The organism is Pseudomonas sp. ZL2, from assembly GCF_054788455.1.
In genome coordinates, this window is record NZ_JBGOGX010000020.1 from 51,466 (window position 1) to 71,341 (window position 19,876).

Below are 19,876 nucleotides of genomic sequence, written 5' to 3' on the forward strand. Positions count from 1 at the left end.
GAGGTCAATCCTCGGGCCTGTTCTGCATATGATCGCGTCCAGCCAAGGTCGGGAACAGCTTGATCCACACCCCGGTCACCACCAGGGTACCGACCCCGCCCAGCACCACCGCCGGCACCGTGCCGAACCAGTGCGCCGTCACCCCCGACTCGAACTCACCGAGCTGGTTCGACGCACCGATGAACAATCCGTTCACCGCACTCACCCGGCCACGCATCTCATCCGGTGTCTCCAGTTGCACGAAGGCGCCGCGAATCACCATGCTGATCATGTCGGCGGCACCCAGCACCGCCAGCACGGCCAGGGAAAACCAGAACGAAGTGGACAGGCCAAAGGCGATGGTCGCCACACCAAACACCCCCACGGCGGTGAACATCACCCGCCCGACCTTGCGCTCCACCGGGAAGCGCGCCAGCCACAGCGACATCAGCAAAGCGCCCACCGCTGGCGCCGAACGCAGCAGGCCCAGGCCCCAGGGGCCGGTCAGCAGGATGTCCTTGGCGAACACCGGCAGCAATGCAGTGGCTCCGCCCAGCAGCACGGCAAACAGGTCCAGGGAAATGGCGCCGAGAATGTCCGGGCGGCTGCGGATAAAGCGAATTCCGGCCATCAGTGATTCAAGACTGGCACGGCCCTGGTTGCTCGGCTGCTGACGCGAGACCAGGCCCAGGGTCAGTACACAGGCAATCAGGTACAGCGCCACCGTCGGGCCATAGACCCAGACGCTGCCAAAGGCATAGAGAAAACCGCCCGCCGCCGGCGCGACGATGGTTGCCGCCTGCATGGCCGAAGCCGATGCCGCCACCGCGCGCGGGAACAGCTCGGAAGGCACCACATTGGGCAGCAGCGCTTGAGTCGCCGGCATCTCGAAGGAGCGTGCGCTGCCGAGCAAAAACGCCAACAGGAAGATCAGCTCGCGGCTGACACTGTTGGTGCTGCTGGCAAGTACCAGTACCAGGGCGATCATGGCCTGGGCGCTCTGGCACAGGGCGGCTACCCGACGCCGGTCATAACGGTCGGCGACGTGCCCGGTGTGCAGCATGAACAGCACCCGCGGGGCGAACTCCACCAGCCCCACCAGGCCCAGGTCGAGGACATTGCCGGTCAACTGATAGAGGTGCCAGCCGATCGCCACGGTGAGCATCTGGAAGCCGCTGGCGGTAAATACCCGGGCCAGCCAGAAAGCCAGGAAGGGACGGTGATGACGCAGCAGCAGAACAGGGTCTGACATCGGCGAAACAGAGCCTCGGCGAACGGATCGGCGGTGCAGATTAGCATCACTTTGTAACAGCGGGTTGCGAGGAATACCGCGTTTGTGCGGTAAGCGCACTGTTTTGGGGCGCGGTAAAGGGGGTGAGACAACCGGTCACGCGGCAATCAACCACACAAGCGAGCAGCCCGTTCAGGACTATCCTTTCAGGCAACCGTTGATCTGGATCAATTGTTTCATTTGCAACGGTAGGGCCAGACGGCCGAATTCCCTGCGATGTGATGTTTACAGAACAATTCCAACTTGCCGCACTCAACTACCGTGGGGGCAGTTGGCGCCAAGGCCTCCGCCTGACGCCGGATTACCTGACAGAGGAAGCACTATGTTCGGATTAGAGGCTCTAGATCTCGCCCGAATTCAGTTCGCGTTTACCGTGTCCTTTCACATCCTGTTCCCGGCCATCACCATCGGCCTGGCGAGCTACCTGGCTGTTCTCGAAGGCTTGTGGCTGAAGACCAACAACAGCGTCTACCGTGACCTTTACCATTTCTGGTCGAAAATCTTTGCCGTCAACTTCGGCATGGGGGTGGTCTCCGGCCTGGTCATGGCCTACCAGTTCGGTACCAACTGGAGCAAGTTTTCCGATTTCGCCGGCTCCGTCACCGGGCCGCTGCTCACCTATGAAGTACTCACGGCCTTCTTCCTCGAGGCCGGTTTCCTTGGCGTCATGCTCTTTGGCTGGAACCGTGTCGGCCGTGGCCTGCACTTCTTTGCCACAGTGATGGTGGCCATCGGCACCTTGATCTCGACCTTCTGGATCCTCGCCTCCAACAGCTGGATGCAGACCCCGCAGGGCTACGAAATCGTCAACGGCGTGGTTGTGCCGGTGGACTGGTTCGCGGTGATCTTCAACCCGTCGTTCCCCTACCGCCTGGCACACATGGCTACTGCCGCCTTTGTTGCTACCGCGTTCTTCGTCGGCGCTTCGGCCGCCTGGCACCTGTTGCGCGGCCGCGATAATCCGGCGATCCGCAAGATGCTGTCGATGGCCATGTGGATGGCCCTGATCGTAGCGCCGGTGCAGGCAGTGATCGGCGACTTCCACGGCCTCAACACTCTTAAGCACCAGCCGGTGAAAATCGCCGCGATCGAAGGCCACTGGGAAAACGTGCCGGGCGAACCGACCCCGTTGATCCTCTTCGGCATCCCCGACATGGAAGCCGAGACCACCCGCTTCAAAGTGGAAATCCCGGCGCTGGGCAGCCTGATCCTGACCCACAGCCTGGACAAGCAAGTGCCAGCGATGAAGGAGTTTCCGAAAGAAGACCGGCCTAACTCGACCATCGTCTTCTGGTCGTTCCGGGTCATGGTCGGCCTTGGCATGTTGATGATCTTCGTCGGCCTCTGGAGCCTGTGGCTGCGCAAGAGCGACAAGCTCTACAGCTCGCGGCCGTTCCTCTACCTGACCCTGTGGATGGGCCCGTCCGGCCTGATCGCGATTCTTGCCGGCTGGTTCACCACCGAGATCGGTCGTCAGCCCTGGGTGGTCTACGGCCTGATGCGTACCGCCGATGGTGCCTCGAACCACAGCTACGGCCAGCTCGGCCTGACCCTGGTGATGTTCGTGGTGGTCTACTTCGCGCTGTTCGGCACCGGCCTTGGCTACATGATGCGCCTGGTGCGCAAAGGGCCGAAAACCGGTGAAGGCGACGAGACCAACCCGGGTGGCCCCGGCCAGCAACGCACCCCGGCACGGCCGCTGTCTGCCGCCGATGACGATCATGACAATGGCGAGCACGCCAGCCTGAACAAGGGGAACTGAATCATGGGTGTTGATCTTCCGCTTATCTGGGCCATCATCATCATCTTCGGCATCATGATGTACGTGGTCATGGACGGCTTCGACCTCGGCATCGGCATCCTCTTCCCCTTCGTCAAGGGTGAGCAGGACCGCGATGTGATGATGAACTCCGTCGCCCCGGTCTGGGACGGTAACGAAACCTGGTTGGTACTCGGTGGTGCGGCGCTGTTCGGCGCCTTCCCGCTGGCCTACGCCGTGGTGCTTTCGGCGCTGTACCTGCCGTTGATGCTGATGCTGATCGGGCTGATCTTCCGTGGCGTGGCCTTCGAGTTCCGCTTCAAGGCCACTGCGGCCAAGCGTCACCTGTGGGATAAGGCGTTCATCGGCGGCTCGCTCGCGGCGACTTTCTTCCAGGGCGTGGCCCTGGGTGCCTTCATCGAAGGCTTCAAGGTGGTCGATCGCAGCTACGCCGGCGGCAGCCTCGACTGGCTGACCCCGTTCAGCCTGTTCTGCGGCCTGGGCCTGATCGTTGCCTACGCCTTGCTCGGCTGCACCTGGCTGATCATGAAGACCGAAGGCAAGCTGCAACTGCAGATGCACGACCTGGCGCGTCCGCTGGCCCTGGTGCTGCTGGCGGTGACCGGTATCGTCAGTATCTGGACGCCGCTGGCCCACCCGGACATTGCCGAGCGCTGGTTCAGCCTGCCCAACCTGTTCTGGTTCCTGCCGGTGCCGATCCTGGTGCTGGTGACCCTTTACGGTTTGCTCCGGGCGGTGGCGCGTAACGCTCACTACACCCCGTTCCTGCTGACCCTGGTGTTGATCTTCCTTGGCTACAGCGGCCTGGGCATCAGCCTGTGGCCGAACATCATCCCGCCGTCGATCTCGATCTGGGACGCTGCCGCGCCGCCGCAAAGCCAGGGCTTCATGCTGGTCGGGACCTTGTTCATCATCCCGTTCATCCTCGGTTACACCTTCTGGAGCTACTACGTGTTCCGCGGCAAGGTGACCCACGAAGATGGCTACCACTAGGGGAGCATGGCAATGACTGGCAAAGGCACGATTGACGAAGAGAAAAAACCGCTCTGGCAGCGCCTGGGCTGGTTGGCGCTGATCTGGGTGGGCAGCGTGGTGAGCCTGGCGATTGTTGCCTGGCTGATGCGCCTGTTCATGAGTGCGGCCGGACTGAGCACGCACTGAAACGCTATTTCCCATCCCGCCTTGCGGCGGATTTACAGCCCTTCGCAGCGTCAGCTGCGGAGGGTTTTTTTTAGGGCCTCATCGCTGGCAAGCCAGCTCCCACATGGCCAGTGGACACCGGTCTATTGTGGGAGCTGGCTTGCCAGCGATGCAGGCGACGCAGTGCTGGTTTATTTACGCGCCTTGAGCACCACGAACTTCGGCGTCGCCGCCACCTGTTCGACCCCGCGGAACAACCGCGCCAGCTTGCTGTGATAACCCAGATGACGGTTGCCGACGATATACAGCGCGCCACCGACCACCAGCGCCTCCCGAGCCTGCTGGAACATCCGCCAGGCGAGGAAGTCACCGACCACCTGCTGCTGGTGGAACGGCGGGTTGCACAGCACCACATCCAGCGACTGCGGCGCTTGCCCGGCCAGGCCGTCGTCGGCGCGTACAGTGACTTCCCGCTGGCCCAGTGCGGCCTGCCAGTTCTCCAGCGCCGACTGCACGGCCATGTACGACTCGTCGACCAGGGTGTACTGCGCCTGCGGGTTGGCCAGGGCGCTGGCAATGGCCAGCACACCATTGCCGCAACCCAGGTCCGCGACTCGGGCGTTGCCGAGGTCTTTGGGCAGGTGTGGCAGGAACGCCCGGGTGCCGATATCCAGGCCTTCGCGGCAAAACACGTTGGCGTGGTTGAGCAGCTCAAGGCGTGGCGCATCGAGTTGATAGCGGGTCGGGTAGGGCGAGACAAATGGCGACTTTGGCTCGAAGGTGGCAATCAACAACCGGGCCTTTTTCTTCGCCAGCGATGCCTGCACCGGGCCGATATACTTCTCCAGCAGATCGCCGGCAGCCCGTGGCAGGTGCTTGATCATGGCCCCGGCAACCACTTGCGCGCCGGGCGCCAGCTGGCCCTGCAGGCGGATCAACTGCTCTTCGAGCAAGGCCAGGGTCTTCGGCACGCGTACCAGCACGCGGTCGAACGGGCCTTGCCAGGGGCTGCTGGCCGCCACGAACGGCACTGCGTCGAAGGCCAGGCCGTTGCGTACCAGGTTCTTTTCCAGGGCCAGATGAGCCAGGTGCGAATCGCCGCTGCTGAGCACCGATACATTCGGTGCCAGGCTGATGGCCAGGGCACCGAAACTGTCATTGAGCACCAGCACCCGGGTAATTGCCGTAGGGGACTGCTCGGCCATGTGCTCCAGCAAATACTCGTCGGCAGCATCGAAGGCTTGCAGGGGGTCGTTGGCTTGCTCGGGCTGGCGAAGCAGGTCGAGTTCGGCGAAGGGGCTGGTCAGCAGGGGCATGGTGTAAGGCTCTGGGGCATTGATGTGCGTGCGCGCGGCGCGCTCTACAGGGCCGTGATTCTACCGTGCTTTGAAAGAGTGCGGGGTTGTTGCCTCAGATCAGGCCGCGCATCGCTGCAATGGCGATTGCGCCGGCTTTGTTGCTCGCGTTGGTTTTAGTGATGATGCTGCGGATGTGAAAGTTCACCGTGCTCTGCGACAGCGAAAGGATGCAGGCGATATCGGCGGCGGTCTTGCCGGCGGCAGACCATTTCAGCACTTCGGTCTCCCGCGCGGACAAATTGCAGGACGGCGTGTCGTGCCCCGGCTGCCGGTCAATCATCAGCGTGTGCAGCAGGTTGCACAGCCAGATGGTCTGGCCGGCCTTGTCGTAGAGTTCTTCGAGGCTGATTGGCTGTTGGCTGCGGACGACGCTGAGCATGCTTTCGTTGTGACGCATATCGTGTGCCGACTGGCTCCAGCCATGGCGCAGACCGTGGGATTTGGCGTCTTCCCAGAATTGAGGCGTCTCTCGGAACAGGTCATCGCACCACAGGATCGGCATCAGCGAGCGATGGCAGTGGGTGACGATGGGGTCGATGTTCAGGTAGTTGCAGCTTTGGTAGTGGTCGTTCCAGGCATCGGGATAATTGTTGAAGGTTCTTAGTTGAGGCGCCTGGGTCGCTATCTGCACACGCATGCCGAAAGCCAGGTACTCCATGTCCAGTTGCTGGGCCAGGGAAACCGCGAGCTCAAACATCCGTATTTCGTCGGTTTCGCCAAGCAACTGCTCTAGTTGCTGTTCTTTCCAGTGCGGCATGGGGCCAGTCTCTTGTTGGTGGATCCAACAACGGATAAACGTGGAGAGCAGTGTAGGAAAAGTCCGACGGTTTTGTTGGGTTTTTTTGCTATAGAAATGTGATCGTTTCGATAGGCAGGTTCTTTAAGGCGTGGCAGTTAGTTTCAAGTTGCGACGCGTTATTATTTGGTTGATATCAGTGTGAAATCATTGAGCTATTACCAGGCACTGCTTCTATTTTCGCCTCTGGCTGTTGAAATGTTGTTGCAGCGTGCCGGAGTGCGCCATCCTGGCTGATTCCCGGTTGGATCGACACAGGCCGATGCCACTACAAACCTGCGGTGTTTATCTTGCGGCGTTTGCGCGACACTGGGCTATCTGTTTTTTGGAGTAAGTCATGACTGCCAGTGCTGAAAAGTTCACCCGCCAGACGCTGCTCGACGTCCAGCCGCTGACCCCCAGCCTGTTCAGCCTGCGCACCAGCCGCGACCAGGGCTTTCGTTTTCGTGCCGGCCAGTTCGCCCGCCTGGGGGTGACCAAGGCTGACGGTAGCGTGGTCTGGCGCGCTTATTCGATGGTGTCCTCGCCGTTCGACGAGCATCTGGATTTCTTTTCCATCGTGGTGCCGGGTGGTGAATTCACCAGTGAGCTGAGCCGCCTGGGCGAAGGCGACAGCCTGCTGATCGATCGCCAGGCCTTTGGTTACCTGACCCTCGACCGCTTTGTCGACGGCCGCGACCTGTGGCTGCTGGCGACCGGCACCGGCATTGCGCCGTTCCTGTCGATCCTCCAGGACTTCGAGGTGTGGGAGCGCTTCGAGTCGATCAAGCTGGTCTATTCGGTACGTGAAGCGCGCGAGCTGGCGTACCTGGACCTGATCGCCGGCCTGGAGCAGCGCGACTACCTGGCCGAACATGCCGGCAAGCTGCAGTTCATCCCGATCGTCACCCGCGAACAACATCCTGGTGCGCTGAACCAGCGCATTACCACCCTGATCGAGAATGGCGAGCTGGAGCGCGCGGCGGGCCTGGCGCTGACCCCGGAGCATTCACGGGTGATGCTCTGCGGCAACCCGCAGATGATCGACGACACCCGCAAGGTGCTCAAACAGCGCGACATGAACCTCAGCCTCAGCCGCCGCCCCGGGCAGGTGGCTGTCGAGACCTACTGGTAAGCAGCAAGAAAAACGGCGCCCGCAGGCGCCGTTTTTTTATACCGGATCTCTGGGTTGCTGGTTTTGCGACTTGAGCAGGTCGCGGATCTCGGTGAGCAGCTCTTCTTCCTTGGTCGGTACCGGCGGCAGGGTTGGCGCCGCAGCTTCTTCGCGTTTCAGGCGGTTGATGACCTTGATGCCCATGAAGATCGCGAAGGCAACGATGATGAAGTCGAGAATGGTCTGAATGAATTTGCCGTAGGCCAGGACCACGGCCGGTATGTCGCCTTCGGCAGCCTTGAGGGTTACCGCCAGGTCACTGAAGTCGACACCGCCGATCAGCAAGCCGATTGGCGGCATGATCACATCACCTACAAAAGATGAAACGATTTTGCCAAAGGCGGCGCCGATAATGATACCGACGGCCATATCGACGACATTCCCTTTGACCGCGAAGGCCTTGAATTCACTGAGCACGCCCATGGTTTATTCCTTGTAACAGATGAGTTTGGTAAACGCAGTGTAATTCAGCTATGCGCTTCATGCTCCGCGCTGCTGCAACAGACTGCGGTTATACCGAATAGTTTTGTCGATTTCTGTGGCCGCCCATGCGGTCGAGGTCGGCTATCATGGTCCCTTTTTCCAGAGGACCGTCCCATGGCCAAGGCCAAGCGCATGTACGGCTGCACCGAGTGCGGCGCGACCTTCCCGAAGTGGGCCGGGCAATGCGGTGAATGCGGGGCCTGGAACACCCTGGTCGAGACCGTACTGGAAAGCGGTGCCGCTGCGGCCCCCAGCGGGCGCACCGGCTGGGCCGGGCAGCAGGCACAGATCAAGACCCTGGCTGAAGTCAGCGTCGAGGAGATCCCGCGCTTCACCACCGCCAGCACCGAGCTGGACCGGGTGCTCGGCGGCGGCCTGGTCGACGGCTCGGTAGTGCTGATCGGCGGCGACCCGGGTATCGGCAAGTCGACCATTCTCCTGCAGACCTTGTGCAACATCGCCACGCGCATGCCGGCGCTGTACGTCACTGGCGAAGAATCCCAGCAACAGGTGGCCATGCGCGCCCGGCGCCTGGGCCTGCCCCAGGACAAGTTGCGGGTGATGACCGAAACCTGCATCGAGACCATCATCGCCACGGCACGGGTCGAGAAGCCCAAGGTGATGGTCATCGACTCGATCCAGACCATCTTCACCGAGCAGTTGCAGTCGGCCCCCGGCGGTGTTTCCCAGGTGCGTGAAAGTGCAGCCTTGCTGGTGCGTTATGCCAAGCAGAGCGGCACAGCGATTTTCCTGGTTGGTCACGTGACCAAGGAAGGCGCGCTGGCCGGCCCGCGGGTGCTCGAGCACATGGTCGATACCGTGCTGTATTTCGAAGGTGAATCCGACGGCCGCCTGCGCCTGCTGCGCGCAGTGAAAAACCGTTTTGGCGCGGTCAACGAACTGGGTGTGTTCGGCATGACCGACCGCGGGCTGAAGGAAGTTTCCAATCCTTCTGCAATCTTTCTCACGCGTGCCCAGGAAGAAGTGTCGGGCAGTGTGGTCATGGCCACCTGGGAAGGTACCCGGCCCATGCTGGTCGAAGTCCAGGCGCTGGTCGACGACAGCCACCTGTCCAACCCGCGGCGCGTCACCCTGGGCCTGGACCAGAACCGCCTGGCGATGCTGCTGGCGGTGCTGCATCGCCACGGCGGCATCCCTACCCATGACCAGGATGTGTTCCTCAACGTGGTCGGCGGGGTCAAGGTGCTGGAGACGGCCTCCGACCTGGCGTTGATGGCAGCGATCATGTCCAGCCTGCGCAACCGCCCGCTGGACAACGGCCTGCTGGTGTTCGGCGAGGTCGGTCTGTCCGGTGAGGTGCGGCCTGTGCCCAGCGGCCAGGAGCGCTTGAAGGAAGCGGCCAAGCATGGCTTCAAGCGTGCCATCGTGCCCAAGGGCAATGCGCCGAAAGAGGCGCCACCCGGGTTGCAGGTGATTGCCGTGACCCGTCTTGAGCAGGCGCTGGATGCGTTGTTCGAGTGACCTGAAAGCCCCGGCAAGTGCAAGGCTTGCCGGGTTGAAGTTGCAACTGATTCTCACTAACGAGTAGCATGCCGTCTTCTTTCCGGCCATCCACAGGGAGTTCGCGTGGCGGAGTCCGACTTGAAGCGGCTGTTCCTCAAGCACGCGAAAACCTTGCAGGGGTTGCTGACGCGCAAGGTGCGCGACCCGCAACTGGCCGCCGACCTGGTACAGGAAAGCTTCCTGCGCCTGGCCGAGCAACAGGGCCGTGAACGGATCGACAACACCCCGGCCTACCTCTATCGCACTGCGCACAACCTGATGATCGATCACGTGCGCCAGCAGCAACGGCGCAAGACCGATTCGGTGCCCCATGAAGCACTGGAGTCCATCGTCGAAGACAGCCCCGGCCTGGACGAAAACGCCGCCACCGAACAGCACATGCGCCGCTTGCGCAGGGCACTGGCCGACTTGCCGCCACGTACCCAGGAAGTGTTCCGTCTCAATCGGCTTGAGGGCATGACCCACGCCGAGGTGGCGCGGGCGCTGGATATTTCCGACAGCTCGGTACAGAAGCATCTGGCCAAGGCCCTGGCCTATGTGATGCAGTGTCTGCAGGAACCAGGATGACGAACGGTTTACTGGGAAATGCGCCTTCAGACGTCAGCACTCACATAACCAGAATTCGAGAGAACCGTGTGACCAGCCAGAACTCGCCAGAGCAAGCCATTCGCGAGCAGGCCGCCGAGTGGGCGGTGCTGCGCAGCGCCGGCCCGTTGAACCCCGAGCAGGAGCAGGCGCTGGCGCGGTGGTTGGCCAGTGATCCGCGCCATGCGCAGGCGCTGGATTTTGCCCAGGCGACTTGGGCCGACCTCGGCCGTCTTGGGCGTATGGACCAGCCTGTATCAATCGCGCTCCCTGCGGTGGCTCGTCCACTGGCCGGGCGCCGACGCCGTTCACGCCTGCGCTGGGCGTTGAGTACGGCGGCGCTGCTGGTGCTGGCGGTGGTGGGGGTGGAGCAGGCGCCCAGCCTTTCACTGGCATTGCGCGCTGACTACGCCACGGCCAAAGGTGAGGTTCGCCAGGTGTCCTTGCCCGATGGCAGTAAAGTCGACCTCGACAGTCACAGTGGCATCGAACTGGTCTATAGCGACAGCGAACGTCGTGTACGCCTGTTGGCCGGTGAGGCGGTGTTTACCGTTGCGCCGGTCTCCGGCAATGAGCAACGGCCGTTCGTGGTCGAGCGGGCAGGGGGCAGCAGCCGTGCCCTGGGCACGCGTTTCGTGGTGGGCCCCGAGCCTGATGGCGGCACTTGGGTCGGCATGCTCGAACACAGTGTTGCAGTCACCTTGCAGGCCACCCCGCAAGCGGGCAGCGCCGAGCAGGTGCTCAAGGAAGGTCAGAGCCTGCGCTACGACACGACCCACGGTATTCGTCCATGGCCCGAGCACGATGTACGTCGCGCTACCGCCTGGCAGCGTGGTGTGCTGGTGTTCGAGCGCGAGCCGCTGGGCGAGGTTGCCGCGCAACTCAATCGCTATCGTGGCGGGCACGTGCTGATCACCGACCAGGCCCTGGCCCGGCGTGAAGTCAGCGGCATGTTTCGCCTGGACAACCTTGATGCCGCGCTGGGCATGCTGACCGACGAGCTCAAGGCCAGCCGCCTCGACCTGCCTGGGCTGACCCTGATCTATTGAGTGCCGCATGGCCGATTGTCGGTAGCACTGTTTTCCACGAAACTGGCGTTTTGACGACGATCTGAAGGCAGGGATATGGCCAGTGGTTTTTTCGCGTGTATTGCTTCATCCATCTCCGGCGCCTTGCTGCTCGGACTGTCCAGCACCCAAGTGCTGGCGGCCGACGACCTGGTGCAGTTCAACCCCGCCACATGCGAGTTCGGCGCAAAGCTTGAGCCGTACTTCGATCAGGCTATCGCCAAACGTCAGGCGCTGCCTGTAGAAGCGCAGGAAGAGGAGGTGAGCTCTCCGGTCAATCAGCCCTTCCATGGCATCAAGGTCACTGGTGTATTCATCGGCTATGAATGGCACGGGATCTATTTTGATGCACCGCCGGATCAGGTGCGTTCGCTGTTTCGCAAGCTGGGCTACCGGGTGGCCGAAGACGGTGACATGTCGGCCAGCGGCGATGAGGTTGCGGTGACGGCGTCGATCATCGAAAACAGCGGCAAGGACCGTAAACAAGGGCAATCGGCGCTCACCTGCGGCGTCTGATGTTCACGGGTTAAAATTCTTTTGAAATTTCTTTACTGACTTTCCCCACGTTGCACGTCTGTTTGTTGAGATTGATTTTCATTACTAGAAAACGCCAACACAGCGAGCAACAGACGTGAGCAATCCACACCAACGACGCACCCGGCCGCTCGGTCGGGTAGCCCTTGCCAGCAGCCTGATGCTGGGCGCCTGGACCTTGCCGATGGGGATTGGCAGCGTCCAGGCGGCCGAGCCCGCGACACCCAGCCAGCGCACCGCACTGATCCACTTCGACATTCCCGCCCAGGCCCTGGACAGTGCTGTGCTGGCCTTCGCCGAACAGGCCGGGGTGCAGGTGTTCTTCGACAGCCGCAAGCTGGCAGGCCTGCGCAGTGAAGGCTTGCGTGGCGAGCATTCGGCACAGGAAGGGCTTGGCCTGTTGTTGCGCGGCTCGCCCGTGCGCTATCGCTTCAGCGGCTCCGACCGGGTCGGCCTGGAGCGGGTGAGCGACGACGGCCAGGCGCTGGAGCTGGGCGCCACGCATGTCGACTCGAACAGCGATGCCGATTGGGTTTATCAGACTCCCCGTTCGGTCAGCGTCATCACCCGCGAGCAGATCGACAAGCGCCCGCCACGCCATGCCGCCGACATGCTCGAAGAAACCGCCGGCGTCTACACCGCCGTCAACCAGCGTGACCCGGGCCTGTCGGTGAATATTCGCGGCGTGCAGGACTACGGCCGGGTCAACATGAACATCGACGGCATGCGCCAGAACTTCAACGTCAACGGTCACCAGCAGCGCAACGGGGTGATGTTCGTCGACCCGGAATTCATCAGCTCCATCGAGATCGAAAAAGGCACCCAGGCGGGCATGGGTGGTGCCGGCGTTATTGGCGGTATCGCCAGCTTCAATACAGTGCAGGCCAGTGATTTTCTCGGGCCCGACAAGGAATACGGTGGTCGCCTGCGCGCGGGTAATGGCATCGGCGAGCTGGGCAATGGCACAAACTTCAATGGCAGCGCATTGTTTGCCTTCGGCAATGAGCTAGGCGATGTACTGCTGGGCGTCAGTGAGCGGCACTTCGGTGATTACCGCGCCGGCACCAACAACGCCGATAACCTCGGCACCCAGATCCGCGGCAAGACCAGCTACCCCGAAGCCTGGAAGGACTGGCTGCACTCCGAGGTCGGCGAGACCGGCAGCGTCACCCGTTCGCAACTGCTCAAGCTGGGCCTGAACCTGCCCAACGACCAGCGCCTGCAGCTCAACTACATGGAAACCGACACCGACAGCAAGGACGCCTGGACCTACTACGACAACCAAACCCGGCAGTTCTATTACAAGCGTACCGGCAGCAGTGATTTCAACGCCAGGAATGCCTCGCTCGATTACAGCTACAGCCCAGACAACGACCTGGTCGATCTGAAGGCCAAGCTGTATTTCGTCTCGACCCGGCAGGATCGCTGGAATGCCGGTAACGATGCCTCCGCCAGCAGCAACAACCGCGTCGAGGCGTACGGCGATCGTTTTCAGACCGATACTTGGGGCCTGCAGCTGCAAAACACTTCGCGCTTCTACCTGGGCGATGCCGACAAGATCACCTTCAACTACGGTACCGAGCTGTTCCAGGATAGCTTCAAGCCGAACACCGACCGGGTCCCGGCCCCTAATGAACAGGCCTTGCCTTACGTTCAGGGCACCACGCCTGAAGGCAAGCGCATCATGGCCAGCCTGTTCGGCGATGTGCAGTACGAGCATGGCGACTGGCTGACGGTCGATGCCGGATTACGCTATGACCGTTATCGCCTGACGGGCGAAACCGGTATCACCACCTGGATGTACCCAAGGGGTGTCACTGGTGAGAACCTTCAACGTGTCCAGACCCACCTGATCTTTGACGAAGAACAGGAGCAGGGCCGCTTCTCGCCCACCTTCGGCATCGCGGTGAGACCCGGTGTCGACTGGATGCAGGTCTATACCCGCTGGGGACGTGGCTGGCGTCCGCCGTCGGTGACCGAAGTGTTCATGAGCGGCCGCCCCCATGGCGGTGGCAGCGAGATGCTCTATCCCAATCCGTTCCTCAAGGCCGAGGAGTCGCACAACTGGGAACTGGGGGTGAACCTGTTCAAGGAGTCGCTGTTGCAGGAAGGAGATCGTTTTGGCGCCAAGGTCGCCTATTTCGATACCCGCATCGACAATTTCTCGTTCATGGATGTCAACGCCGATCTCCCCGGGGCAACTGCGCTGGGTACTTCGCTCGGGCGCTCGGCCTACCAGAACAATCTTGAGCAGACGCGTTTTCGCGGGGTTGAGTACAGCCTCGATTACGACGCAGGGCGCTACTACAGCCAACTCAGTTACACCCACATGATCGGCAGCAATGATTTCTGCTCGAAGCAGTTGTACATGGGTGGCGGACAGCGCCTGGCCAACGCCGGAACGGTGATGCGCCCGGTACGGGTCGGCAGCCGCGTCATCATGTTGCCGGTACGCGTCTCGCGTGCCGAGGACGCCGCCGACCTCGACCAGGCCGTCAGCTGCGGCCACATCATGGGCAACGCCAGCTACATGCCGGCTGACCGTGGCTCGCTGACGGTCGGCATGCGCTTTCTTGACCGCACCCTCGATGTCGGCGCCCGCCTGCGTTACAGCAAGGGCAACGGTGAGAACCTCAACGACCACGGCTACCGCCTGATCGACCAGGCGCAATGGCCCAAATACAAGGTCTACGACCTGTACGCCAGCTACTGGATGACGCCGAGCCTGAACCTGGCGCTGTCGCTGGAGAACGCCACCGACGAAGCCTACTTCGTGGCCATGGGCGACACCGACAACCTGTCGCTGGCCCGCGGCCGGACCTTGAGCGGAATGCTCGAATACAAATTCTGATCCACACCGGGTTTGCCCATGTCGGGCGACACGAAGGCAGGGAACACGCCTTCGCAATCATGCAATGCAACGAGGAACCGTTATGACTCTTTCCGTTACTTACGATGCCGCCTTCTCCAGCTCGTCGATCGATGACTACCTGGCGTTCTGGACCGCGGGTTTCGCCACCGCAGGTCATGGCGAAAGCAATACCGGCGGCTTCAGCAACGGCAGCCTGAGCGGCGACCAGTACGCTACCCACGGTAGCCAGGGCTCCGACTACGCATTCATCGCCGACAGCAACACTGCCAATGGTCTGCACTATGTGTTCGACCGCGGCCTGCCAGCCGGTGACAACCTCAACCACTACCTGTGGGGCGAGCTGGACAATGTTTCCCTGGGGCAGGTGCTGGGCGGTGGTAGCGGTAGCGACTTCACCCTGAGCAACTACGTGGTCAGCTTCAATGGCCTGGATCTGGATGCGGCGCTGGGTGCCGGTCGCGTCGGCAACGAAGTACAGAGCGTGATCTACGGCCTGATGCAGGGCAACACCTCGGCCCTGGAAGGCGTGCTGGACAACCTGCTGGCCGGTTACGGCGTGTCCACCGACGACAGCTTCGATGTGGTCAGCGCCGCGCTGGCTGCCGGTCCGCTGAGCGTGGCTTCGGCCGATGTGGTGGGTGTCCAGGCCCTGGCCGAGGACTTCGCCCTGGCCGCCTGACCCCAGGCAAAAAAAAGCGAATGGAAGATCACTCCTCCATTCGCTGCTTGCTTACCCCGCCGTCTGCGTCTTTGCCGGGCCCAGGCGGCGGTGGTGCGAATTCTGCGAGCCTGCGCCGGCGAGGTCAATCGCCCGTGGGCTTGCCCTGTTGAGGTCCTTCATGAAAGCAACCCGCTCCCGCCCTGCGAACGAGGTGTTGCAGGCGCTCAAGGCCTGCCGCGCCGGCTTTGCCAACATTGGCTTGTTCACTGCGGTGATCAACCTGCTGATGCTGGCGCCGGCGCTGTACATGCTGCAGGTCTATGACCGGGTGCTGTCTTCGGGCAACGAGATGACCCTGCTGATGCTCAGCCTGATGGTCCTCGGCCTGTTCGCCTTCATGGGCCTGCTGGAATGGGTGCGCAGCCTGGTGGTGATCCGCCTCGGCACGCAGATGGACATGCGCCTCAACCCAAGGGTGTTCGAGGCCGCTTACCAAGCCAGCCTGGCCGGCCACAAGGGCGCGGCGAACCAGGTACTGAGCGACCTGACCAGCTTGCGCCAATTCGCTACTGGCCAGGCGTTGTTTGCCTTTTTCGATGCGCCGTGGTTCCCGGTGTACCTGCTGGTGATGTTCCTGTTCAGCCCATGGCTGGGACTGATGGCGTTGGTGGGCGCCGTGCTGTTGACGATCCTCGCCTGGATCAACGAGCGCCTGACCCAGGCGCCGTTCGCCGAAGCCGGGCAGTTGTCGCAGCAGGCCGGGCAGCAGGCCGGCGCCAATCTGCGCAATGCCGAAGTGATGGAGGCGATGGGCATGCTGGCGGCGGTGCGTCAGCGTTGGGCCAAATTGCACCACGGCTTTCTCCTGCGCCAGAACCTCGGTAGCGAGCGCACGGCGGCGGTGACGGCGGTGTCCAAGAGCCTGCGCCTGGCTTTGCAATCTTTGGTGCTGGGCCTGGGCGCGTGGCTGGCGATCGAGCAACTGATCACCCCGGGGATGATGATCGCCGGTTCCATTCTCATGGCCCGGGTACTGGCGCCGATCGACCAGCTGATCGCCGTGTGGCGTCAATGGGGTTCGGCACGCCAGGCCTATGAGCGGTTGCACACCCTGCTCAGCGAGCAGCCGCCGCGCGCGGCCGGCATGCCACTGCCGACGCCGCTCGGGCACTTGCTGGTGGAGCAGTTGAGTGCGGTACAACCGGGTACGCGCAAGCCGTGCCTGGTCAACCTTGGCTTCGAACTGGCGGCCGGCGACAGCCTTGGCATCATTGGTGCGTCCGGCTCCGGCAAGTCGACCCTGGCACGCTTGCTGGTCGGCGTCGCCACACCTGCAGCCGGCAAGGTGCGCCTGGATGGCGCCGAGTTGCAGCAATGGGACAAGGGCCTGCTCGGCGCTCACATCGGTTACCTGCCCCAGGACGTACAACTGTTCGCTGGCAGCATTGCCGAGAACATCGCCCGGCTGGGTGAGGTCAATTCGTCGCTGGTAGTGGCCGCCGCGCGGTTAGCCGGTGTGCACGAGCTGATCCTGAAACTGCCCAACGGCTATGACACCCAGCTCGGCGAAGGCGGGGCGGGGCTCTCCGGTGGCCAACGCCAGCGCATCGGCCTGGCCCGGGCCTTGTACGGCCTGCCGGCGCTGATCGTGCTCGATGAACCCAACTCCAACCTCGATGACTTCGGCGAGCGCGCCTTGCTGGAGGCGATCAAACAGGTCAAGGCGCAGCAGCGCACGCTGATCCTGATCACCCACAAATCCAGCCTGCTGGCGGCGGTAGACAAGTTGCTGGTGCTGCAGAACGGTCAAATGCAGGCCTTTGGCCCGACCGCGCGGGTGTTGCAGGACCTGCAGCGCAGCCACAAGCCGGCCGGCATCCCCACTCCTACTCCTACTTCGGCGCTGCGCAGCGCGGCCAGCGTCAGCATGAGCTACGGCACCCCGAGATCCTGATCATGACCGCCCCCCAGTCGCTTCACGCTCACGCCATTCCCGACAACCTGCTGACCCTCGATGCCCGCCGCCACAGCCGTTTGGGCCGCTGGCTGGTGATCGGCGGCTTTGGCGGTTTCATCCTCTGGGCCGCCTTGGCACCGCTGGACAAGGGCGTGCCGGTGTCGGGCAACGTGGTAGTCGCCGGCAGTCGCCAGGCCGTGCAGCATCCCACCGGCGGCACCATCGAGCGCCTGCTGGTACGCGACGGCGACAGCGTCAGTGCCGGGCAGGTGCTGGTGCAGATGGACGCCACCCAGGCCCAGGCCCAGCATGATTCGTTGCGGGTGCAATACGTCAACGCCCGGGCCAGCGAGGCGCGCCTGCAAGCTGAGCGTGACGGCTTGGCAAGCATCACTTTCCCGGCCGAGTTGCAGGCACTGGCCAGCGAGCCCTGGGTAACCACCGCCCTGGAACTGCAGCGTCAGTTGCGTAGCAGCCGGCGTCAGTCACTGGACATGGAACTGGCCGGCCTGCGCGAAAACATCGCGGGTGCCGAGGCCATGCTGGCCGGCGTGCAGGGCTCGATGAGCCACAAGCAGGAGCAACGCGCCGCGCTCGATGAGCAACTGCAGGGCCTGCGTGAACTGGCCCGCGACGGTTACATCCCGCGCAACCGCTTGCTCGACAGCGAACGCCTGTACGCGCAGATCAACGGGGCGATCTCGGAAGACCTGGGCAATATCGGCCGCACCCGCCGTCAGGTTCTGGAGCTGAAACTGCGCATGGCCCAGCGTCAGCAAGAGTACCAACGTGAAGTCGGCCAGCAGTTGAGCGACATGCAATCCAGCGCCGAAGACCTCGGCAATCGCCTGCGCAGCGCCGCCTTCGAACTGGCCAACGCCCAACTGCGCGCACCGGCCAGCGGCACCGTGGTGGGCCTGAGCGTGTTCACCAATGGCGGAGTGATCGCCCGCGGTCAGCAACTGATGGAGATCGTCCCCAGCGATGCGTCCTTGCTGATCGATGCGCGTGCTCCGGTGGAGCTTGTCGACCGCCTGCACCCGGGCCTGCCGGTAGAAATCATGTTTGTCGCCTTCAACCAAAGCAAAACCCCACGGGTCGAAGGCGAGCTGACCCTGGTCTCGGCCGACCGTCTGGTCGATGAGAAAACCCAGCAGCCCTACTACCAGGTACGCGCCAAGGTCAGTGACGCCGGCTTGCAGCAACTGGCCGGCCAGGACATCCGCCCGGGCATGCCGGTGGAAGCCTTCGTGCGTACTGGCGAGCGCTCGATGCTCAACTACCTGTTCAAGCCGTTGACCGACCGGGTGCATGTCGCCCTGGCGGAGGAATGATGTCGATGCGTGTGTTGTCCTGCCTGCTGTTGCTGGGCACCAGCCTGTCGGCCGCTGCGGTGGACCTTGGTGATGCCTATGCCCTGGCCCTGCGCAACGACCCGACCTTCCATGCCGCCATCGCCGAGCGCGATGCCGGCCTTGAGAGCCGCGCCATCGGCCGGGCAGCGTTGCTGCCGAACCTGTCCTACCGCTACAACAATGCCCGCAACGATTCCGAAGTGACCCAGACCAACGCCCGCGGCAACGTCACCAGCCAGCGTGACTATCGCAGCTACTCCTCGACACTGACCTTGCAACAGCCGCTGTTCGACTACGGCGCCTGGGCCGAGTACCGCCAGGGTGTGGCCAAGGCGTTGCTGGCGGACGAGCGCTTTCGTAGCCGCAGCCAGGAGCTGGCGGTGCGGGTGTTCGGCGCCTACAGCGAAGCGCTGTTCGCCAACGAGCAGATCGCCCTGGCCCAGGCCCAGCGCCGTGCCTATGCCGAGCAACTGCAATTGAACCGGCGCTTGCTCAAGGGCGGCGAGGGTACCCGTACCGACCTGCTGGAAACCCAGGCGCGCTATGAGCTGGCCCAGGCCCAGGAAATCGAGGCCAGCGACAACCTCGATGCGGCCCTGCGCGCCTTGCAGGCAATTATTGGCGAGCCGCTGGAGGTCGAGGACCTGGCACCGCTGAGCGGCCACTTTCGCGTGCAACCCTTGCAACCGCTACGTTTCGAGAGCTGGCGCGACCTGGCAGTGAGCCACAACGCCGAGCTGGCATCCCAGCGTCACGCCCTGGTAGCCGCCGACTATGCCGTCGAGCGTCAGCGCGCCGGCCACCTGCCGACCCTGAGTGCCTATGCCAGCACCGGCAAATCCAGCTCCAGTTCCGAAAGCAGCTACGACCAGCGCTATGACACCGACAGCATCGGCATCCAGATCAGCCTGCCGCTGTTCGCCGGCGGCGGGGTGTCGGCGTCCACCCGCCAGGCGGCTGCCGAGCGTGACAGTGCGCGCTTCAGCCTGGATGGGCAGATTGCCGATACCGTCAATCAATTGCGCAAGCAGTTCAACTTGTGCGCCAGCAGTACGGCGAAGATCCGTGCCTATGAACTGGCAGTGGAGTCAGCCCGTGGCTTGATCACGGCCACGCGCAAAAGCGTTGCCGGTGGCGAACGGGTCAACCTCGACGTGCTCGATGCCGAACAGCAGCTCTACAGTGCCCGCCGCGACCTGGCCCAGGCGCGCTACGACTACCTGCGCGCCTGGTTGCAGTTGCGTTATCTGGCCGGGGTGCTGGAACCGCAGGATTTGCAGCAGCTCAATGGCTACTTTGCTTCGCGCTGAAACAAAAAGGCCGGTGCATGTGCACCGGCCC

The 19,876-nt window shown here is 62.8% G+C and carries 17 protein-coding genes; 13 read left to right on the forward strand and 4 right to left on the reverse strand.

The genetic code is table 11. The features are described 5' to 3' along the window. Positions 1-4: 4 nt before the first annotated feature. Entirely contained in the window at positions 5-1,231 is a 1,227-nt protein-coding gene (locus ABM562_RS15430; protein WP_346617715.1) for an MFS transporter, read from the reverse strand. Between the two features lie 361 nt (positions 1,232-1,592). On the opposite strand from ABM562_RS15430, the gene ABM562_RS15435 reads away from it, so the two are divergent. The 3 genes from ABM562_RS15435 to ABM562_RS15445 are packed head-to-tail and all read left to right on the forward strand — an operon-like array spanning position 1,593 to position 4,211. Continuing rightward, complete coding sequence (locus ABM562_RS15435; RefSeq protein ID WP_115088804.1) at positions 1,593-3,032, forward strand: cytochrome ubiquinol oxidase subunit I; 1,440 nt, start codon at positions 1,593-1,595, stop codon at positions 3,030-3,032. 3 nt (positions 3,033-3,035) lie between these two features. After that, positions 3,036-4,043, forward strand: a complete 1,008-nt coding sequence (cydB, locus tag ABM562_RS15440; protein ID WP_460422528.1) for a cytochrome d ubiquinol oxidase subunit II — start codon at positions 3,036-3,038, stop codon at positions 4,041-4,043. A gap of 12 nt (positions 4,044-4,055) precedes the next feature. Then, positions 4,056-4,211 carry a DUF2474 domain-containing protein gene (locus tag ABM562_RS15445; protein WP_115088802.1) on the forward strand — a complete coding sequence of 52 codons (156 nt, stop codon included), beginning with the start codon at positions 4,056-4,058 and terminating at the stop codon, positions 4,209-4,211. A 170-nt stretch (positions 4,212-4,381) separates the two neighbouring features. On the opposite strand, the gene ABM562_RS15450 is transcribed toward ABM562_RS15445, so the two are convergent. After that, positions 4,382-5,506 carry a methyltransferase gene (locus ABM562_RS15450; RefSeq protein ID WP_460422530.1) on the reverse strand — a complete coding sequence of 375 codons (1,125 nt, stop codon included), beginning with the start codon at positions 5,504-5,506 and terminating at the stop codon, positions 4,382-4,384. 94 nt (positions 5,507-5,600) lie between these two features. Continuing rightward, a complete protein-coding gene (locus ABM562_RS15455; protein ID WP_115088800.1) occupies positions 5,601-6,305 on the reverse strand; it encodes an autoinducer binding domain-containing protein in 705 nt (234 codons plus the stop codon). 376 nt (positions 6,306-6,681) lie between these two features. Between ABM562_RS15455 and ABM562_RS15460 the strand changes: the two genes are divergently transcribed. Further along, a complete protein-coding gene (locus tag ABM562_RS15460; RefSeq protein WP_115088799.1) occupies positions 6,682-7,458 on the forward strand; it encodes a ferredoxin--NADP reductase in 777 nt (258 codons plus the stop codon). 36 nt (positions 7,459-7,494) lie between these two features. On the opposite strand, the gene mscL is transcribed toward ABM562_RS15460, so the two are convergent. Then, on the reverse strand, positions 7,495-7,920 hold the full coding sequence (mscL, locus tag ABM562_RS15465) for a large-conductance mechanosensitive channel protein MscL (protein ID WP_115088798.1): 426 nt from the start codon (positions 7,918-7,920) through the stop codon (positions 7,495-7,497). A 174-nt stretch (positions 7,921-8,094) separates the two neighbouring features. Between mscL and radA the strand changes: the two genes are divergently transcribed. The 9 genes from radA to ABM562_RS15510 all read left to right on the forward strand — a co-directional run bounded on the left by radA (position 8,095) and on the right by ABM562_RS15510 (position 19,845). Next, positions 8,095-9,462 carry a DNA repair protein RadA gene (radA, locus tag ABM562_RS15470; protein WP_134064364.1) on the forward strand — a complete coding sequence of 456 codons (1,368 nt, stop codon included), beginning with the start codon at positions 8,095-8,097 and terminating at the stop codon, positions 9,460-9,462. Between the two features lie 105 nt (positions 9,463-9,567). Continuing rightward, the gene (locus tag ABM562_RS15475; RefSeq protein WP_038997249.1) at positions 9,568-10,071 is read left to right on the forward strand and encodes an RNA polymerase sigma factor; all 504 of its coding nucleotides are present in this window, start codon (positions 9,568-9,570) and stop codon (positions 10,069-10,071) included. Between the two features lie 68 nt (positions 10,072-10,139). Continuing rightward, positions 10,140-11,138 carry a FecR family protein gene (locus ABM562_RS15480; RefSeq protein WP_233674524.1) on the forward strand — a complete coding sequence of 333 codons (999 nt, stop codon included), beginning with the start codon at positions 10,140-10,142 and terminating at the stop codon, positions 11,136-11,138. Between the two features lie 75 nt (positions 11,139-11,213). Next, complete coding sequence (locus ABM562_RS15485) at positions 11,214-11,672, forward strand: hypothetical protein (protein WP_115088795.1); 459 nt, start codon at positions 11,214-11,216, stop codon at positions 11,670-11,672. Positions 11,673-11,850: 178 nt separating this feature from the next. Beyond that, entirely contained in the window at positions 11,851-14,541 is a 2,691-nt protein-coding gene (locus tag ABM562_RS15490) for a TonB-dependent receptor (RefSeq protein WP_115088794.1), read from the forward strand. A gap of 82 nt (positions 14,542-14,623) precedes the next feature. Further along, the gene (locus ABM562_RS15495; protein ID WP_258578754.1) at positions 14,624-15,241 is read left to right on the forward strand and encodes a heme acquisition protein HasA; all 618 of its coding nucleotides are present in this window, start codon (positions 14,624-14,626) and stop codon (positions 15,239-15,241) included. A gap of 160 nt (positions 15,242-15,401) precedes the next feature. Beyond that, positions 15,402-17,177: a type I secretion system permease/ATPase gene (locus ABM562_RS15500; protein ID WP_460422534.1), complete on the forward strand. Its 1,776-nt coding sequence runs from the start codon at positions 15,402-15,404 to the stop codon at positions 17,175-17,177. Positions 17,178-17,179: 2 nt separating this feature from the next. After that, entirely contained in the window at positions 17,180-18,514 is a 1,335-nt protein-coding gene (locus ABM562_RS15505) for an HlyD family type I secretion periplasmic adaptor subunit (RefSeq protein WP_115088791.1), read from the forward strand. A gap of 5 nt (positions 18,515-18,519) precedes the next feature. Next, positions 18,520-19,845: a TolC family outer membrane protein gene (locus ABM562_RS15510; protein ID WP_460422536.1), complete on the forward strand. Its 1,326-nt coding sequence runs from the start codon at positions 18,520-18,522 to the stop codon at positions 19,843-19,845. The last annotated feature ends 31 nt before the right edge of the window (positions 19,846-19,876 follow it).

Coding starts and splice junctions, on each gene's coding strand:
- ABM562_RS15430 (WP_346617715.1), bottom strand. CDS start 1,231: ATGTCAGACCCTGTTCTGCTGCTGCGTCATCACCGTCCCTTCCTGGCT.
- ABM562_RS15435 (WP_115088804.1), top strand. CDS start 1,593: ATGTTCGGATTAGAGGCTCTAGATCTCGCCCGAATTCAGTTCGCGTTT.
- cydB (WP_460422528.1), top strand. CDS start 3,036: ATGGGTGTTGATCTTCCGCTTATCTGGGCCATCATCATCATCTTCGGC.
- ABM562_RS15445 (WP_115088802.1), top strand. CDS start 4,056: ATGACTGGCAAAGGCACGATTGACGAAGAGAAAAAACCGCTCTGGCAG.
- ABM562_RS15450 (WP_460422530.1), bottom strand. CDS start 5,506: ATGCCCCTGCTGACCAGCCCCTTCGCCGAACTCGACCTGCTTCGCCAG.
- ABM562_RS15455 (WP_115088800.1), bottom strand. CDS start 6,305: ATGCCGCACTGGAAAGAACAGCAACTAGAGCAGTTGCTTGGCGAAACC.
- ABM562_RS15460 (WP_115088799.1), top strand. CDS start 6,682: ATGACTGCCAGTGCTGAAAAGTTCACCCGCCAGACGCTGCTCGACGTC.
- mscL (WP_115088798.1), bottom strand. CDS start 7,920: ATGGGCGTGCTCAGTGAATTCAAGGCCTTCGCGGTCAAAGGGAATGTC.
- radA (WP_134064364.1), top strand. CDS start 8,095: ATGGCCAAGGCCAAGCGCATGTACGGCTGCACCGAGTGCGGCGCGACC.
- ABM562_RS15485 (WP_115088795.1), top strand. CDS start 11,214: ATGGCCAGTGGTTTTTTCGCGTGTATTGCTTCATCCATCTCCGGCGCC.
- ABM562_RS15490 (WP_115088794.1), top strand. CDS start 11,851: ATGCTGGGCGCCTGGACCTTGCCGATGGGGATTGGCAGCGTCCAGGCG.
- ABM562_RS15495 (WP_258578754.1), top strand. CDS start 14,624: ATGACTCTTTCCGTTACTTACGATGCCGCCTTCTCCAGCTCGTCGATC.
- ABM562_RS15500 (WP_460422534.1), top strand. CDS start 15,402: ATGAAAGCAACCCGCTCCCGCCCTGCGAACGAGGTGTTGCAGGCGCTC.
- ABM562_RS15505 (WP_115088791.1), top strand. CDS start 17,180: ATGACCGCCCCCCAGTCGCTTCACGCTCACGCCATTCCCGACAACCTG.
- ABM562_RS15510 (WP_460422536.1), top strand. CDS start 18,520: ATGCGTGTGTTGTCCTGCCTGCTGTTGCTGGGCACCAGCCTGTCGGCC.